Origin of the sequence: Streptomyces sp. NPDC014623 (assembly GCF_043088245.1) — a bacterium.
Taxonomy (GTDB): Bacteria; Actinomycetota; Actinomycetes; order Streptomycetales; family Streptomycetaceae; genus Streptomyces.
On sequence record NZ_JBIBZU010000007.1, the window covers coordinates 73,261 to 89,792 of the forward strand.

15 protein-coding genes are annotated in these 16,532 nt (G+C 71.3%); 6 read left to right on the forward strand and 9 right to left on the reverse strand.

Annotation, left to right across the window (positions count from 1 at the left end):
- The first annotated feature begins 69 nt into the window (after positions 1-69).
- Together ACF1FZ_RS13955 and ACF1FZ_RS13960 are read left to right on the forward strand one after the other, a co-directional pair.
- Entirely contained in the window at positions 70-960 is an 891-nt protein-coding gene (locus tag ACF1FZ_RS13955) for an alpha/beta fold hydrolase (RefSeq protein ID WP_391773611.1), read from the forward strand.
- Positions 961-1,725: 765 nt separating this feature from the next.
- Entirely contained in the window at positions 1,726-2,382 is a 657-nt protein-coding gene (locus ACF1FZ_RS13960) for a YceI family protein (RefSeq protein ID WP_391773612.1), read from the forward strand.
- A 172-nt stretch (positions 2,383-2,554) separates the two neighbouring features.
- Here the strand turns inward: ACF1FZ_RS13960 and ACF1FZ_RS13965 are convergent, their stop codons facing one another.
- Together ACF1FZ_RS13965 and ACF1FZ_RS13970 are read right to left on the reverse strand one after the other, a co-directional pair.
- Positions 2,555-3,259 (reverse strand): hypothetical protein, encoded by a 705-nt coding sequence (locus ACF1FZ_RS13965; protein ID WP_391773613.1) that lies wholly within the window; start codon positions 3,257-3,259, stop codon positions 2,555-2,557.
- Between the two features lie 321 nt (positions 3,260-3,580).
- Positions 3,581-5,011, reverse strand: coding sequence for a hypothetical protein (locus tag ACF1FZ_RS13970; protein WP_391773614.1), 1,431 nt, complete (start codon positions 5,009-5,011; stop codon positions 3,581-3,583).
- Positions 5,012-5,353: 342 nt separating this feature from the next.
- Here ACF1FZ_RS13970 and ACF1FZ_RS13975 point away from each other — a divergent pair, with 342 nt between their 5' ends.
- Entirely contained in the window at positions 5,354-5,833 is a 480-nt protein-coding gene (locus tag ACF1FZ_RS13975; RefSeq protein ID WP_391773615.1) for a hypothetical protein, read from the forward strand.
- 31 nt (positions 5,834-5,864) lie between these two features.
- Here the strand turns inward: ACF1FZ_RS13975 and ACF1FZ_RS13980 are convergent, their stop codons facing one another.
- Positions 5,865-6,368, reverse strand: a complete 504-nt coding sequence (locus ACF1FZ_RS13980; RefSeq protein WP_391773616.1) for a DUF1772 domain-containing protein — start codon at positions 6,366-6,368, stop codon at positions 5,865-5,867.
- A gap of 366 nt (positions 6,369-6,734) precedes the next feature.
- Between ACF1FZ_RS13980 and ACF1FZ_RS13985 the strand changes: the two genes are divergently transcribed.
- A complete protein-coding gene (locus ACF1FZ_RS13985) occupies positions 6,735-7,613 on the forward strand; it encodes a septum formation family protein (protein WP_391773617.1) in 879 nt (292 codons plus the stop codon).
- Between the two features lie 235 nt (positions 7,614-7,848).
- A complete protein-coding gene (locus ACF1FZ_RS13990) occupies positions 7,849-8,619 on the forward strand; it encodes an N-formylglutamate amidohydrolase (protein WP_391773618.1) in 771 nt (256 codons plus the stop codon).
- Positions 8,620-8,628: 9 nt separating this feature from the next.
- On the opposite strand, the gene ACF1FZ_RS13995 is transcribed toward ACF1FZ_RS13990, so the two are convergent.
- From ACF1FZ_RS13995 to ACF1FZ_RS14020, 6 genes are all read right to left on the reverse strand, one after another.
- Positions 8,629-9,063, reverse strand: coding sequence for a VOC family protein (locus tag ACF1FZ_RS13995; RefSeq protein ID WP_391773619.1), 435 nt, complete (start codon positions 9,061-9,063; stop codon positions 8,629-8,631).
- A 313-nt stretch (positions 9,064-9,376) separates the two neighbouring features.
- The gene (gene rbsD / locus ACF1FZ_RS14000) at positions 9,377-9,766 is read right to left on the reverse strand and encodes a D-ribose pyranase (protein ID WP_391773620.1); all 390 of its coding nucleotides are present in this window, start codon (positions 9,764-9,766) and stop codon (positions 9,377-9,379) included.
- Positions 9,763-10,692: a ribokinase gene (locus tag ACF1FZ_RS14005; RefSeq protein ID WP_391773621.1), complete on the reverse strand. Its 930-nt coding sequence runs from the start codon at positions 10,690-10,692 to the stop codon at positions 9,763-9,765. Before ACF1FZ_RS14005 ends, rbsD begins: the two co-directional genes overlap by 4 nt.
- A 33-nt stretch (positions 10,693-10,725) precedes the next feature.
- Complete coding sequence (locus tag ACF1FZ_RS14010; protein ID WP_391773622.1) at positions 10,726-12,690, reverse strand: substrate-binding domain-containing protein; 1,965 nt, start codon at positions 12,688-12,690, stop codon at positions 10,726-10,728.
- Positions 12,680-14,218: a sugar ABC transporter ATP-binding protein gene (locus tag ACF1FZ_RS14015; RefSeq protein ID WP_391773623.1), complete on the reverse strand. Its 1,539-nt coding sequence runs from the start codon at positions 14,216-14,218 to the stop codon at positions 12,680-12,682. The genes ACF1FZ_RS14010 and ACF1FZ_RS14015 overlap by 11 nt, the downstream gene beginning before the upstream one ends.
- Positions 14,215-15,231, reverse strand: a complete 1,017-nt coding sequence (locus ACF1FZ_RS14020; RefSeq protein WP_391773624.1) for a LacI family DNA-binding transcriptional regulator — start codon at positions 15,229-15,231, stop codon at positions 14,215-14,217. Before ACF1FZ_RS14020 ends, ACF1FZ_RS14015 begins: the two co-directional genes overlap by 4 nt.
- A 734-nt stretch (positions 15,232-15,965) precedes the next feature.
- On the opposite strand from ACF1FZ_RS14020, the gene ACF1FZ_RS14025 reads away from it, so the two are divergent.
- On the forward strand, positions 15,966-16,394 hold the full coding sequence (locus ACF1FZ_RS14025; RefSeq protein WP_391773625.1) for a hypothetical protein: 429 nt from the start codon (positions 15,966-15,968) through the stop codon (positions 16,392-16,394).
- Positions 16,395-16,532: the final 138 nt, after the last annotated feature.

The window sequence follows — 16,532 nt, forward strand, 5'->3', positions numbered from 1 at the left end:
CTGCGCTACAGTAGACACGAGACGATACGTCTCGGTTCGCATTGTCCATTCCCCCGCAGGAGGAGCACCATGGAGCACTTCATCGACGTGGCGCCCGGCGTGCGTCTGTGGGTGGAGGAGCGGGGCGCCGCCGACGCCCCTCCCCTCCTGCTCGTCATGGGCGCACAGGCTTCCGGCCTGGGCTGGCCGGACGAGCTGGTGGACGCGCTCGCCTCGCACCACCGGGTGATCCGTTACGACCACCGCGACACCGGCCGGTCCACCTGGGCGTTCGACGAGCAGCCGTACGCCGTCACCGACCTCGCCGAGGACGCGGTCACGGTCCTGGACGGCCTGGGTGCCGACCGCGCGCACATCGTGGGCATGTCCCTCGGCGGGATGCTCACCCAACTGCTCATCGCCGACCACCCGGACCGTCTGCTGAGCGCGACCCTCATCGGGACGTCCGCGCTCAGCACCACTCCGTACGTGCGGCCGGACGGCACGCGCGTCCCGCCCGGGGAACTCCCCGGCATCGCTCCCCATGTGCTGGAGATCTGGGCCCGGCCGGCCGAGGAGCGCGGCCCGGAGGGTGAGCTCGACGCCCGCGTCGAGCACTGGCGGGCGCTGGCGGGCGAGCAGCTCCCCTTCGACCCGGAGAACGCCCGCGCGCTGGAGCGGAAGATCATCGAGCACACAGGTCACCACGCCTCCAGTACCGCGCACGGCCGCGCCGACACCTCCGGCATGCTGCGCACCGGTGAACTGGCGAGGACCGGCGTACCCACCCTCGTGATCTCGGCCCCGGCCGAACCGGTCTTCCCTCCCCCGCACCCGCAGCATCTCGCCCAGGTGATCCGCGGGGCGTACACGGTCGAGATCCCCGGCATGGGGCACGCGCTCCCCCGGGAAGTCCTCACCCCGCTGACCACCGCGATCCTGGACCACACCGGCGTCCTGGACCTCACCGCCGGAGGCTGACGCGGCTTCGAGGACCTCAGTGGGCTGTGGAACCCCGGAAAAGGCCGGCTTCCGCTTTGCCGAGACCGCTATGACACCGCAGTCGACCACGTGCCCGGTGAAGCCTCCGCAGGCACCCCCGTGGCGGAACACGTCGGCATGAGGCTTCTCCCGCGCCGCGAAACATTGGTGAAGAACAGCGCATCACCCCCCGATCCCCCGGTGTCACGCGTGCGTGAGAGGTCGGTCCCGCCTCCTGCCCAGCGAAATCAGGAAGGTCCTCGACTCGGAACCACTCACTCCGAAGGGCGACCACGACCTGCTCGGCACCTCTCCTGGATACGGGAAAAGCCCGATCGAAGTCGCCTGGCGTGACGGTGAGGAACGGACTTACCGGTCCGGCCCCGTCATCGCGTCCTCCCGGCACCATGGCCGGCTTCGACCAGTTGCGCGGATCGTCCGTCTTCAGCCGCATGGCGTCGAGAGCGTCGAGCCGCCGGTCATCGCACTGCCGCGCGCCCACTGCCGCGAACGCACCCTCCCCGAAAGGGACAGACGGAGAGCGGCACCACGACGCCCCGCCCGTCTCGACCACGGGGGTACGAACCGGCCTCCTCAGCGATACGCAGCGCGAGTTCCCTGAGCCGGCACCGGCCATGAGCACCCACGCTCGGCTACCGTCCCCGCTCCGCCGGCACGTCACCTTGTGAAGGTCTGATCATGAATGTTCGGGTTCCCTGATCGGCTCTTGCGGGCACCGCTCACCTCAGCGTAACTAACTGTTTCATGAACCTCTTCAGCCGCAGCTCCTTGCTCCGTCGCCCGGAGCCCCGCACCGAGGAGCCGACTGCCGCCTCGGCGGCCGCGGGTGCTGCAGATCTGCACGACCCTCGCCTGGCGGCTCTCACCGGGGAGTGGATGATCGACCCCGCGCACAGCAGGATCGGCTTCTCCGTGCGGCACGCCATGGTGACGACGGTGCGCGGTGCGTTCCTGGAGTACGAGAGCCGCCTCTACTTCGACGGGCGCGACCCGGCCCGCTCCCGGGCCGAGATCTCGCTGTCCACCGCGAGTGTCGACACCGGTGTGGAGCAGCGTGACGCGCACCTGGTCGGCCGCGACTTCCTGAACGCGGCGAAATACCCGCGTATCAGCTTCGTGAGCACCACCGTGCAGCTCACCGCCAAGGACGTCTACCGCATGGCCGGCGACCTCACCATCCGGGGCATCACCCACCCCGTCGTCCTGGACCTCACGTACATCGGTTACGTCACCGACCCGTTCGGCTACGAGCGCGTCGGGTTCGACGGGACCACCACCATCAACCGTTCCGACTGGGGCCTGACCTACAACGCCCGGCTGGCCGAGGGCGGCGCCATGGTCAGTGAGAGGCTCCGCCTGCAGTTCGACATCGCCGCCATCCGCACCCCCTCGGCCGGCTGACCCTCATCAGCCGGGCGGGCCGGCCCCGGCGCCCCCGCAGGCCGAGGACATCCGCAGCTCGGTGAACTCGATCGAACGGCCGGACCGGGGGCTGTGCGGCTCGGCGGCATGCCGGTACCCTGCGCACACGATGCGCTTCCGGTGCACGGCCCGGCCGTGACGACCGGAGCGGCTAACCGGCGTCCAGCACGGCGTCCTCGGCCGGGGCCCGCACGCCCAACGGCTCGTCGAAGGCGCTGAACGAGGTGGTACTGCGGAAGTCGGTGCCCTTGTACACGACCTCGAGGAGATACGGCTTGCCTTCGGTGGCGACGTAGAAGGTGTAAGTGCCCTTCCCTCCGCCCTTGTCGGCCGTGTCGGTCACCTTCAGGGGAACGGCCGGGCGTCCGCCGACCTCGGTCGGTTCCCCCTTGGCTGCTTCCCCGAAGGCGCTGAACGGCCAGGTGCAGTCGACCAGCCCGCCCCCCGGTTTCGCGTTGCCGGCAGGGGTCTTGATCCAACGGCTCTGGTCCCCGGATCCGGCTCCGGCCGCCTTACGCCCCGACCACTTCTCGAGGTACACACGATTCGGTCGCACGTAGTCGGTGCCGTCGATCCGGATCTGCTCGAACCTGCCACCGTCGTCCCAGGTGATCCTGTTCGTGCACCGGCCCTCGAGATCGGTGGACAGCCGGCTGGAGTAGCTCTCGCCGGCGGCTGCGGTGGTCGACGAGGCGATGGTGACCGTGTCGAGCGCGTTCATCGTCTCGTGCGCCTCGTCGAGCAACTCACCGGCGGAGAGATCCTTCTCCTGGCCCCCGCTTGTACAGCCGGTGAGGGCCGTTCCCAGGAACAGGCCGGCCAGTACCGCCGTCACGGCAGTGGATATCGCACGCACGCAGACCCTCCAGATCAAGAGCGGTACAGACTACGGCACACGAAGTGCCGGCCGGCGCACCCCCGCGCAGCCGACCTGCCGGGACGGCCGGCCGGCCCCTCCATGAGCAGAGAGGTACCGTCACCGCACACGAGCCCGGCCTGACCTCTCGGTCGCTGGAACCGGGTGCGGGCACCCTGACCCGCTGGCGTCCCGGCCCGTCCGGCACCCTGCCCATGTGGTGTGCCGCGGCCCGCATGGCGTGACGGCGGCGGCCGCCCGGCCACCTGGGACGTCCGTGATCCCGGCTCTCCGGGGGACGGGGCCGGGGGCGCCCCCTCCTCAGCGGGATGGCCCGGTGGGCACGGCACGGGAGGCGGCCGGTCCCGGCAGCAGATACGTCCGGTACGGCCCGGGGCCGTCTCCGGGCGGCCGGTGTTCCTCCCGTGCGCCGTCGGTGACCGGGGGCCGTCGGCCTCCCTCGGCCGCCAGGACCGCTGTAGGTACGCGGCGCGCGAGGGCGCGGAGGGCTTCGGGAGTGATACTGGCGTCGTGTCCGCCGGTCTGACGTGAGGCGCAGCCGGCGTAGTAGGCGATCGGCACGGCGTCGTCCCCGCTGACCACGCACGGCGGGCGCACCCCGAGCCGGTGCAGCTCACCGGCGGCCGCCGCGAAGCGCGCGCTGGTGGCGTGGCTGGTGCGGACCACGTGGCCGAGCACGGAGAGCTGGACGGTGAGATGAGCCGCCAGGGCCAGCGTCAGCGCGGCCGAACCTGCCGGGCGGCGGGCGCTGCGTGCACGGGCGAAGAGGTGTGCCGTGTATTCGGCCACGGGTACGGCCAGCATCGCGTAGGCGGGGAGCAGGAAGCGGGGCGCGGCGTATTCGACCAGGAACAGATACGGAATCGCCGTCGAGACCCCGGTCACCGTCGCCAGCATCGCCGCGGCGCCTCGGCCCGCCCGGCGGGCCGCCGCGATCCCACCGGCGGTGAGGAGGGGCAGCGCCACCCACCACACCGCGGTGGCGGGGTTCTCCCAGGCGATGTCGCAGGGGCGGCACAGGGTCCGGCCGGCAAGGGATCGCAGGTGGTCGTCGACGGCGAAGTTCCACCCGAGCCCGCCCTGGATCTCGCCCGCCCGGTGGAGCCGGGTGCCGGGACCGCCGTAGCGGGCGTACGCCTCGGCGGTCCAGGGAGCGCAGCCCGCGACGAGCCCGCCGAGGAGTGCGGCACACAGGTCCGGCCGTCGCCGGCCGGGTACGAGGACGACGGCGAGAGCCAGCGGCAGCGCGAGCCAGAAGCCGTCGGCCGGCCGCATCAGGGCGACCAGCGCCACGGCCGCCCCCGCACCGGTCACCTCGGCGGTGCCCGCGGCACCGCGCATGGCCCTCACGACCCAGCCGGCTGCGGCCAGGGCACCCAGGGCACACCAGAGGTTGGGCATCGCCGCCGGGCCGTAGAACAGGGTCGGCCACAACCCGGCGAACAGTGCGCCCGCGCCCACGAGGACGGGTGTAGGCAGCACCTTCCGCCAGATCCACAGGGCGATGACCAGCGCGGCGGCGGACAGGAGGGCGAGGTGGATCCGCAGCACGGCGGTGGAGGTCGTGAGTGCTGCGGCAGGCGCGACCAGGTAGGAGATCCCGCGGGCGCGCGGGGCGCTGAAGAAGGCCGCAGGGGCGTTGCCACCGACCTGGCTCACATAGACCGTCTCGTCCCAGGCGAGCCCTGAACCCGGTGCGACAAAAGTGAGTTGAACGGCTGCGAAGACCACGGCGACCGCCGTCAGACACGGCAGCGGTCCAGGAGCCCGCCGGCTCGGCAGGGCGGCCGGGGCACTCCGTGTCGGGCGTGGTGCCGGGCACTCGTACACGTCCGCTCCTCTCCTCACCGGGCCGTGGACAGCGGGGCACGGCCCTGGTCAACGAGAGAGGAATGCCGGGAGTCACGCGTGGGCGGGTCGCCGTGGCCCGCGTGCAACCGGGCGTCCCTCAGGGGCTCCTGGGGGATGCCCCCCAGAGAAGTAGGGGCCTGGCTGCATCGCTGGGGGGACGCGGCGTCCCGGGCTGTGGGATGGAATCGGAGCATCCTTTCCACACGCCTTCCGGAGGCCCCCGTGACCGCCCGAGCGCACGTACCGACGAGGCACCCGGCCTCTCCGCCCGTCGCGGCCTTCGTGCGCTTCGTCCTCTGCGGCGGGGGTGTCGGACTTGCGGCCAGTGGTGCGCTGGTGCTGCTCGGCGAGCGGATACCGCTGGTCCTCGCCAATGCCGTGATCACCGTGGTCTCCACGGTGATCGCGACGGAGCTCCACAGCCGGGTCTCCTTCCGGAGCGGACACAGGGGCTGGCGGATCCACCTGCAGTCCGGACTCACGGTGGCGGTGAGCTACGCGTTCACCACGGGCGCCCTGTTCGTGTTGCACACCACGCAGTCCGCCCCCTCCGCGCTGGTCGAACAGAGTGTGTACCTGTCGGCGTCCGCGGTGGCCGGGGCCGGGCGTTTCGCATTGCTGCGGGCCGTGGTCTTCACCTCGCCCCGGACACCGTCGCACGCCCCCGCCCCGGCCGGGCCGACGGTCGTCATCGCGGCCTGAACCGCAGGGCGGCGGGGGCGGACCCGCGAACTCATCCCTGTGCGGCCGCGCCATGGAGGTGGAGCGCCCACAGGAGGGCGCCGAGGGACGCGGTGTGGAGGACGGCGCGGACGGTGTTCCACCTGGCCCAGGGGCCTTCGAACGCGGCACGCGCGTCCCGCAGACGCTCGGGGGCCGTGTCCGGCGCCACCTTGTCGAGCGCGTCGTTGAGCGGGACGTTCCGCGTCCCTGTGACGAGGAACGCCGCCCCGTAGAGCACCAGTGCCGCGATGATCCACGGCAGGCCCTCCGGGCCGTGTCCCTTCGCGGCGAGGACCGTCGCCAGGACCAGCGAGGGCAGGGGCAGCAGGAAGGGGACGAGGAACCAGCCGTTGATGACGGCCCGGTTGATGTGCCGCATGCTCTGGACGAACGCCCGGTCGTCGGTGCGGGACAGGCCCGGCATGACGGCGTACGCGAAGGCGCAGAAGAGCCCGGCCATCAGGGCGGCTCCGGCCGTCGAGGCGAGGAGTGCCGCGGTCTGCAGTGTTCTCATGCGTGCTCCGGATCCGGCGCTGGGGCCCGTTTCGACGAGCTGGATGACGGCCCCCGGCGCAGGAGGCCTTGGACGCGGTGGCGTCCTCGACGGTGAGCGGGAGGGCGGGTGGTGACCTGCCTGCGGGCTCCTGCTGCCGGTGCCATGAGCGCGGGCGGAGAAGTGGCGAGACGTCAGAATCCCGTTCAGCAGGGAAGGTTACCCTTCCTTCCTGGCACCTGGCGGAGGCACGTGTCCGGCCGGACCGGCGCGGAGGGGCCGGCGGCGGGGCGCCTGCCGGAAATGATCTGCACACAACACGGTCACACTTATGCCATACGATGCGCACACCCGTTCGCAGCTCTTCCGTTTGAGGATGCCCACATCATGTTCTTCGGTGTCACGTCCCGTTCAGCACGCGGCATGTCCGCAGCCGTAGCCGTTCTCGCGATCGGCGCGGTGGGCTGCGCCGATGCCATCGACAGCGCCAAGGACGGCGCCAAGAAGGTGGCGCGTCAGCGGTCGGTCTTCTCGCTCACCCCGGGCGACTGCTACAACCCGAACAACGGGGCGAGCGAGAGCAAGGAATTCAGCGTCGAGATCGTGCCGTGCGAGGAAGCGCACAAGGGTCAGGTCGTGGCCGAGTTCACCATCGAGGGGGAGAAGGCCTACCCCGGCGACAGCGGGGCCACGAAGATCGCCGACGAGCGGTGCCCGGTGGAGGCGCAGAAGTTCATCTCCGACACCTGGGCGGTGCCCGCGGGTGTCGACCTCTTCTACTACTACCCCACCAGTCAGAGCTGGGAGACCGGTGACCGGGCAGTGAGCTGCACGTACGCCAAGCAGTCGGGCACGTTCTCCGGCTCGCTCGAGGACACGTCCCTGGACGCCGATCAGCTCGCGTACCTGAAGGGTGCGAACGCCGTCTACGAGGCGCTGTGGAGCAACCAGCCCGAGGCGGACCAGATCGAGGAGGACCTGGCGGGCTACAAGAAGCAGGCCAAAGCCGTCTCCTCGGCGCTGAACGCCCACCTCACCGCCCTGAAGGGCATGGATCAGCCGGAGACCGTCAAGCTCCGTACGCAGTTGGAGGAGACCGCCGGGTCGTGGGAGGACGCCGCCTCGGCCGGTAACACGGATGACTTCTACGTCGCCTACGACCTGGCCTTCACCGGCATCGACCCGAACAGGACGGTCGCGGCCCGCAAGGAGCTGAAGCTCGCCACCACCGTCCCGGCGGCCGACGCCGAGGTCTGGGCGAGCTGAGCCCTCCGCGCGGGTCCGGCGCGTCCGGACGGACGGGCCGGGCCCGCGCGCTTCGGTACGGCCAACCCCTCGGCAACGGCCTGGGCGAAGGCCGGACGTCCGGTGCCCCTGGCCCGCCCGCCGGCCGGCCAGGGGAGTCCCCGCGCTCAGCCGCCCGCTCCCGTCGCGCCCGTGACCGCCCCTCCACACGTACGAGGAACGACCGTTGAACCCTGCCCCTCCCCCGTTCCGGCTCATGCCCGGTGCCGCTGGATCGCCGGTGCTGCTGCACGTCCCGCACTCCTCCCGGGCCGTCCCGGAGCACGTGCGTGGCGGCATCATGCTCGACGACGAGGCGCTGGAAGCCGAACTCGACCACATCACGGACTCCCACACGGCCGGTCTGGCCGCCCGGACCTTCGACGCCTGCACGTCGGCCCCCTGGCGCTTCGTCAACGGCCTCTCACGGCTGGTCGTCGACCCCGAGCGGTTCCCGGACGACCGGGAGGAGATGCTGGCGGTCGGCATGGGCGCGGTCTACACCCGCACCACGCACCGGGAGCGTCTCCGCCCGCCCGCTGCGGATCCGGAACCGCTGCTCGACCGCTATTTCCACCCGTACGCCCGGGCGATGACCGCTGCCGTCGACGGGCGGCTCGCTGCCACGGGCCGTGCCGTCGTCATCGATGTCCACTCCTACCCGGCCACCGCGCTCCCGTACGAACTGCACGGCACCGGTCCGCGCCCGCCCGTCTGTCTGGGCACCGACGGCTTCCACACCCCGCCCGGGCTTCTCGCCCGGGCGGAGGCGGCGTTCTCCGGATTCGGCGGCACAGGGCTGAACAGCCCCTTCCCCGGTACGTACGTGCCGCTGAAGCACTACGGGAAGGACCGGCGGGTCACCGCGCTGATGATCGAGATCCGGCGCGACCTGTACATGACCGAGCCGGGTGGTCCGGCCGGGCCGGGGCTCGACGCACTGGCCTCGGCGCTGGCCGGCCTGGTGGACGCACTCACCGAGGCGTGACGGGGACGGTTAACTGGGCCGGGCGTAGGGCCGGGTCATGATCTCCATGTTGTGACCGTCCGGGTCCTTGAAGTAGGCCCCACGCCCGCCGAAGAGGCGGTTGATCCGCCCGGGTTCGGAGTGGTGCGGATCGGCGTAGTAGGTGACGTCCAGCATCTGGAGCCGGGCGATCATGGTGTCGAACTGCGCGTCGGGGACGAGGAAGGCGTAGTGCTGTGACTGCACCGGCTCGTCCCGGAGTTCGTAGTAGTCGAGGGTCACGCCGTTGCCCAGGTCGACGGGCAGGAAAGGCCCGAACGGGGCACCGACCTCGAGACCCAGAACCGCGGCGATGAACTCGGCCGACAGGCTGCGGTCCCTGGCGTATACGGCGTGATGGTCCAGCTGGACGGCGTCGACACCCTGCTGGGCTGTGTGTGGGTCCTGCTGCCGGGTGTGGGACATGTACGTGTACGTCTCCGTGTCGTGGATTCCGCTGGGTGGGTGCGCCGCGTACGGGCGCGAGGCGGGAGAACACGACAGGGCGGCGGGGCTCGCACCCGCCACGCACTCATGCGGGAGCCGGGCGCCTCTCTCGTACGTGGCCCATGGCCGACCCGGCAGTCACGGGGGCGATCCTAACAAGCCCGGCGTCCGGCCGCGCCGGCCCGGAGGCGTGCGAGAGGCTGAGAGAGGCGCACGCACGACGGCATCGCTCGGCGTTGCGGCTGTCCTCGCCGGCTGGACTGCCGGCGTGGTCCGTCGGCCCTCGGGGGTGTCAGAAGAAGACCCCGCACCGCAGCAGCACGTTCGCGTAGGGCCGGGCCTCCCCGGTCCGCACCACGAGGCGGGCGGACGCCGTGAGCGCCTTCAGCCGCTCGTGCGGCACGTACGTCAGGTCCGGGAGGCGCGCGGTCAGGAGGCAGGCGGCTTCCGGGTTGGCCTCCCGTATCTCCTCGGCCGCCGTCGCCCCCTCCACGACCAGCTCGTCCAGAAGGCCGTCCAGGACGTCGGCGAACGACGGGACGCCCGCCCGGAAGGCAAGGTCGACCACGCGGGGCCCGGGTGGGAGGGGCATGCCCACGTCGCAGATCAGGACGCCGTCGCCGTGGCCGAGTTCGGCTGTCGCCCCCGCGAGGTGGCGGTTCAGGATGCCTGACCTCTTCACAGTGCCGAAACCTCTTCCGCGGTCGGGAAGGACGCCTGGGCGCCCTGCTTGGTGACGGCTGCCGCGCCGACCCGTACGGCGAACGCGGCGGCCTCGGTGAGTTCCTCGCCCAGCCCGAGACGCCAGGCCAGTGCTGCGGTGAACGCGTCGCCCGCACCCGTGGTGTCCACCGCGTCGACCTGGGGGCTCGGCACCCGGACGGGGTCGCCGGCGCGGCTGTCGGCGACCAGTGCCCCTTCCGCGCCCAGGGTGATCACCACCGAGAGCGGGCCGAGGGCGGTGAGCCCCCGCGCCCAGGACTCCGGGGTGCTGCCCGCGCTCTCCCCGAGGATGTAGCGCGCCTCGTGCTCGTTGACCACCAGCGGGTCGCAGGCGGCCAGCACCTCGGCGGGAAGCGGCGCGGGCGGTGAGGGGTTGAGGACCAGACGCGCGCCCGGGCCGAGGGCGCGGGCCGTCTCCGCGACGGTGGCCGGCGGGATCTCCAGTTGCACGGAGACGACCCGGGCCGAGGCGAACAGGGGGGCCGCCGCCCTGATGTCCTCGGGGGTGAGCCGGGCGTTGGCACCCGGGGAGACGACGATGCTGTTGTCGCCGGAGGGGTCGACGGTGATGAGGGCGACGCCGGTGGGCGCCCCGCCGGCGAGCATTCCGCCGGTGTCGACGCCCGCCTCCTGCTGCGAGGCGCGCAGCAGCCGCCCGTGGGCGTCGTCACCGACCCGGGCCAGCAGCGCCGTCCGGGCACCCAGGCGGGCTGCGGCGGCCGCCTGGTTGGCGCCCTTGCCGCCGGGGTGGACGACGAGGTCGGAGCCGAGCACCGTCTCCCCCGGTCCGGGGCGCCGGTCGACGCCGACGACCAGGTCGGCGTTGGCGGAGCCGACGACCAGGAGGTCGTACCGGGGGGGCGCGGAGTCCTCGTTCTCGTGCATCTGGGCAGTACCTTCCGTGATCAGGAGGAGCAGTCAGGAGAAGTCGGCGACGTTCTGCCGGGTGACGACCTTGACCGGCACCTTCACCATGCTGTCGACCTTCTCCCCGTCGGCCGCCCGGACCGCGTTCTGTACGGCGATCCTGCCCAGTTCCTTGGGCTGCTGGGCCACGGACGCGTACAGGGTGCCCGCCTCGACCGCCGTCAGGCCGTCGGGGGTCCCGTCGAAGCCGACGACGGAGACGGACTTCCCTGCCTTGCTGCCCAGCGCCTTCACCGCGCCGAGCGCCATCTCGTCGTTCTCGGCGAAGACACCTGTGATGCCGGGGTGGGACTGGAGCAGGTTGGTCATGACGTCCAGGCCCTTGGTGCGGTCGAAGTCGGCCGGCTGGGTCGCCACGATCTTGATGCCCGGGTACGCCTTGATGCCTGCGGCGAAGCCCGCACCGCGCTCACGGCTGGCGGAGGTGCCGGCGGTGCCCTGCAGGACGATGATGCTGCCCTTGCCGCCGAGCCGGTCGGCGAGCGTCTTCGCGGCGAGCTTGCCGCCCGCCACGTTGTCGGACGCGACGAGCGTCGCGGTCCCTGCCTTGTTGACACCGCGGTCGGCGGCGACCACCGGGATGTCCGCCTTGTTCGCGCCGCGGACGCCGGGGCCGACCGCGTCGGAGTCCACCGGGTTGACGATGACGGAGTCCACCCCGGAACTGGTGAAGTTCTCCAGCTGGTTGGCCTGCTGCGAGGCGTCGTTCTGGGCGTCGGTGACGGTGAGGTCGATCCCGGCCTTCTCCGCCTCCTCCTGCGCGCCTTCCTTCATCTGGACGAAGAAGGGGTTGTTCAGGGTGGAGAGGGACATGCCCACCTTGGTGGTGGTGCCGGAGGAACCTGACTTGAAGAAGGTCACGGCGGCGATGACGGCGGCCAGACAGACCACCGCGATGCCGACCCGCATCGCTCCCTTGCGGCCCTTTCCGGTGCCTCCGGGTGCGGCGGAGGCACCGCCTGCGGACGCGGCACCGGTTCCGGCCTTGCGGCGCAGCGTGTCCAGCAGCACCGCGAGGGCGATGACGACGCCGATGACGACCTGCTGCCAGAAGGCGGACACGGACAGGAGGTTGAGGCCGTTGCGCAGCACGGCGAGGATGAGTGCGCCGATCAGGGTGCCGGACGCCTTGCCGACACCGCCCGCGAGGCTGGCGCCGCCGATGACGACCGCGGCGATCGCGTCGAGTTCGTATCCCTGTGCCGCCTGCGGCTGCGCGGAGACCAGCCGGGAGGCGAGGACGATGCCCGCGACCGCTGCGAAGAGGCCGGAGAGGGCGTAGATGACGAGCTTCTGCTTCTTGACCCGCAGTCCGGAGAGCCGGGCGGCTTCCTCGTTGCCTCCGATGGCGTACATGGAACGGCCGATGTAGGTGCGCCCCAGGACGAGTGCCGCTATCAGACCCATCGCGATCATCACGAGGACCGGGACGGGCAGCCAGCCGCCGAGCGTGTCACCGAGCACCGAGACGGAGTCGGGGAAGGGAATCGGCCTGCCCTGCGAGATGACCAGGGAGAGACCGCGGGCCACCGACAGCATGGCCAGCGTCGCGATGAACGAGGGCAGCTTGCCGTACGCGACGAGCGCGCCGCTGACGAAGCCGCAGGCGATGCCGGTGGCGACGGCGAGAATGACCGCGAGCCAGACCGGGACGCCTTCGGAGGTCGCCGTCCAGGCCAGGACGGTCGCGGAGAGCGCCGCGACCGAGCCTACGGAGAGGTCGATGCCCGCCGAGACGATGACGAAGGTGACACCGAACGCGAGGATCGCGGTCACCGCGGCCTGGACACCGACGTTCAGCAGGTTCTGGGTGGTGAGGAAGTCGCCGGAGAGCAGCGACATCGCCACCAGGAGGACGACCAGCGCGCTGAGGGCGCCGTTGTCGAGCAGGAGGCGGCGGAGGGTGTGTCCGGCGCCGCCCGCGCCCGCCTTGCTCGGATGCGTGTCAGTGGCCACGGGGGCTCTCCTCTGCGTTCTCTGCGTTCTCTGTCACGGGGGTGGCGCTGACGGCGAGTGCCATCACGGCGTCCTGGGTGGCCTCATGGGCGGGGATCTCTCCGGCGATGCGGCCCTGGGCCATGACGAGGACCCTGTCGCTCATGCCGAGGACCTCGGGCAGGTCGCTGGAGATCATCAGGACGGCGTGTCCGGAGGCCGTCAGTTCGTTGATCAGCTGGTAGATCTCGACCTTGGCCCCGACGTCGATCCCGCGCGTCGGCTCGTCGAGGATCAGCACCCGGGTGTCGGCCAGGAGCCACTTCCCGATGACGACCTTCTGCTGATTGCCGCCGGACAGTGTGCGGACGTGCTGGCCGAGGCCCGCCATCCGTACGCCGAGCTGTTCGGCGATGCGGGCGGCGGCGGTGCGCTGTCCCTTGACGTCGACGAGTCCGGCGCGGGTCGCCGAGCGCAGGGTCACCAGGCCGAGGTTCTCCTGCACGGAGGCGTCGAGCACGAGGCCCTGGCCCTTGCGGTCCTCCGGCACCAGTCCGATGCCCGCGCCCATGGCGGCGGTCACGTCGTGCCTGCCCAGCCGCTCACCGCACACCTCGACGGTGCCGGTGTCGTAGGGGTCGGCGCCGAAGACGGCGCGGGCGACCTCGGTGCGGCCCGCTCCGACGAGTCCGGCGAGGCCGACGACCTCACCGGCCCTCACGTCGAAGCTGATGTCGTGGAACACCCCGTCGCGGGTGAGCCCGCGGACGGAGAGCAACGGCTGTCCCGTTTCCGGGCGTTCGCGTGGGTACTGCTGGTCGATGCTCCGCCCGACCATGAGCTGGACGAGTTCCGCCTCGGGTGTCGAGGCGGGCACCTGGCCGATGCTGCGGCCGTCGCGCAGGACGGTGACGCGGTCGCCGAGGGCCGCGATCTCGTCGAGGTGGTGGGTGATGAAGACGACGCCGACGCCGTCGGCGCGCAGCTGCCGCACGATGGCGAACAGCTTGTCGACCTCCTCGGACGTGAGGACGGCGGTCGGTTCGTCCATGATCAGGACGCGTGCGTCGAGGCTGAGCGCCTTCGCGATCTCGACCATCTGCAGCCGGGCGATGCCCAGTTCACGAACCCTGACCCTGGGTGAGACGTGCAGGCCGACACGGCGCAGCAGCACCTCCGCTTCCGCCTCCATGCGCCGCCGGTCGATCATGCCGAAGCGGCGCGGCTGGCGCCCGAGGAAGATGTTCTCGGCGACCGTCAGATCGGGTACCAGGTTGAACTCCTGGTAGATGGTGGCGATCTTGAGCTTCTCGGCGTCCTGCGCGCCGTGGATGCGCACCTCCCGGCCGCCGGCGAAGATCTTTCCGTCGTCCGGCCGGTAGGCGCCGGAGAGCATCTTGATGAGGGTGGACTTGCCCGCGCCGTTCTCACCGAGCAGGACGTGCACCTCACCGCTGCGCAGGTCGAAGTCGACACGGTCCAGGGCGACGACGCCGGGGAAGGTCTTGCGCACGCCTTCGATGCGCAGCAACTCCACTGATTCGCTCACTCGTTGCTCCCGGGGGTGAAGGTGCGCTCGCCGCAGGAGCTGCGTACGACGAGCCGGGCGGGCAGGGTGACGGACTGCGGGGGGCGGCCCTCGACGATGTCGACCAGGGCGCGCACGGCGGCACGGCCGAGGTCGCCCGTCGGCTGGGCGATCGCGGTGATCGGCGGGCCGGTGTGGACGAACCACGGGATGTCGTCGAAGGCCGCGATGCCGATGTCCTCGGGGACACGCAGGCCGCGTGCGCGGATGGCGTCCAGGGCGCCGAGCGCCATGAGGTTGTCGGCGGCGAACACGATCTCGGGCGGGTCGGGGAGTGACAGGAAGTGCTCGGTGGCGCGCCGGCCGCTGTCGGCCTGGAAGTCGCCCTGCCCGATGTATGCGTCGGGCAGGGCGAGCCCGTGGGCCGCCATCGCCTCCCTGAAGGCCTCGACGCGTTCGTCGCCCGTCGTGGTGGCCGCGGGGCCCGCGATGATGGCGAGCCTGCGGTGGCCGAGCGCGTGCAGATGGGCGACCAGGTCCTGGATGGCGCGGTGGCCGTCGGCGCGGACGACGGGGATGTCCACTCCGGGGATCCAGCGGTCGACGAAGACCATCGGGGTCCCGGCGCGTGCGACGTCCAGCAGCAGCGGGGACTCGCCGTCGGCGGGCGAGACCAGGAGTCCGTCGATCCTGCGGTCCAGGAGCGTACGGACATGGTGGTCCTGCTGGTCGAGCCGCTCGTCGGCGTTGCCGATGATCACGCTGTAGCCGAGCGCGCGGGCCTCCTCCTCGACGGAGCGGGCCAGCGCGGTGAAGTACGGATTGAGTACGTCACTGATGACGAGGCCGAGCGTGCGCGTCTGGTCGGTGCGCAGCGAGCGGGCCACCGCGTTGGGCCGGTAGCCGAGGGCGTCGACGGCGGCGAGGACGCGCCCGCGGGCGTCCGGGCTGACGGAGGGATGGCTGTTGAGGACGCGGGAGACCGTGGCGACAGACACTCCTGCCTGGGCCGCGACATCCTTGATGCTCGCCATTTCCGGGCCACCTCCTTGTGGTTTCCGTGAGCCTCGAAACCAGCGGAACAAGCCGTGGAATCGATTACACGAGAGATTGGAATCGATTACACGGCTGAAAACAACCCCCCGCCCCGCGTCCGAGACCTGATCGTGACCCGGGCGCCCGCATGGCCCGCCGGAGGCGGGGCGCGCCCACGGCACCGGGAGCGGCGGAGGGCCGGCCGGGCTCCCGGCCCGTCCCGGCCGACCGGGAAAGGCCACTCCCGGTAGCGCTTACGCGTGTCTGGAAATAGCCCTACGGCTATCCGGAAATAGTCGTTCCCCTATTCGGATTCGAGGGCCGACGGCTCTCGGTGCGCCGGACGGCCGACCGCGCGAACCTCCGCCCGACAATCGGAGCACTCGCCCGCGGAACGCCTTCTCTTCACCGAATCGCGTACGCACGCGAATTTCGGCCACACCTATCCGGACAGGCGCGGCCGCGCGAGCGGGAACGGGCCGGAGTGCCAGGCCACGACCGTCGCGACCTGCTCTTCCGGGCCTCGTTCCGGAAGAGCCCAGGCCCGCCCGACGCCACGCCGAGGAAGGTGATTCGATGGCCGGCTTTCCCGGAGAACGGGTTTTCGGCGCAGATGATTTCACCTTTCCCCTGCTCGACTTCCACACTCTTCACATACGGTTAACCTGACGGGAATTTACTCCTGTTAGCGTCTTCGGCAAGGAGACGGGTGAAGCGCGGAAGGAGGCGTGAGGTGCGAGATGTGACGGCCCGGATCGTGCTCTCGGTCCTGACCGCAATCCTGTTCGCCGTGCAATTCCCGGCCCCCTCCGCGCCTTCCGCATCCGCCCACGGCGTCACCGCGTTCCACAGCTCCTCCCCCGGCTCGCCGCAAGCACATCCGGCCGGCCTCAAGGGCCGGAGCGGCACACAGACCGGGCAGGAGTACGTCCCCTGCGGTCCCCCGGCCCAGGAAGAGGACCCGAACGGTCTGCTGCGCACTCGCGACCGGCACCGCACCGTGGCCCAGGCCACTCCCGAGCCCCTCTCACGTTGCCTGGTGGCGGGTGACACGGCGAACCGCACCCGGACCGCACCCCTCCTCGTCCCGGCCGGCTCGCACCGCACGCCGAGATCCTCCGCCTCACATTCTCCTGCCGTACTCCAGGTGTTCCGCTGCTGAGCTGATCCGCGGCGCGCACAGACCTCGCCCGCACGCTCCGCACCGCCGGGAGCGGCGGCGTGCGGCCCTGTCGCCCTGCCCGATCGCGCTCCCGTTCTCGTACGTACGCCGACGCGCCCTCAGCCGCGCGCCAGGAGG

Coding starts and splice junctions, on each gene's coding strand:
- ACF1FZ_RS13990 (WP_391773618.1), top strand. CDS start 7,849: ATGCCCGGTGCCGCTGGATCGCCGGTGCTGCTGCACGTCCCGCACTCC.
- ACF1FZ_RS13985 (WP_391773617.1), top strand. CDS start 6,735: ATGTTCTTCGGTGTCACGTCCCGTTCAGCACGCGGCATGTCCGCAGCC.
- ACF1FZ_RS13980 (WP_391773616.1), bottom strand. CDS start 6,368: ATGAGAACACTGCAGACCGCGGCACTCCTCGCCTCGACGGCCGGAGCC.
- ACF1FZ_RS13955 (WP_391773611.1), top strand. CDS start 70: ATGGAGCACTTCATCGACGTGGCGCCCGGCGTGCGTCTGTGGGTGGAG.
- ACF1FZ_RS14020 (WP_391773624.1), bottom strand. CDS start 15,231: ATGGCGAGCATCAAGGATGTCGCGGCCCAGGCAGGAGTGTCTGTCGCC.
- ACF1FZ_RS13995 (WP_391773619.1), bottom strand. CDS start 9,063: ATGTCCCACACCCGGCAGCAGGACCCACACACAGCCCAGCAGGGTGTC.
- ACF1FZ_RS13960 (WP_391773612.1), top strand. CDS start 1,726: ATGAACCTCTTCAGCCGCAGCTCCTTGCTCCGTCGCCCGGAGCCCCGC.
- ACF1FZ_RS14005 (WP_391773621.1), bottom strand. CDS start 10,692: ATGCACGAGAACGAGGACTCCGCGCCCCCCCGGTACGACCTCCTGGTC.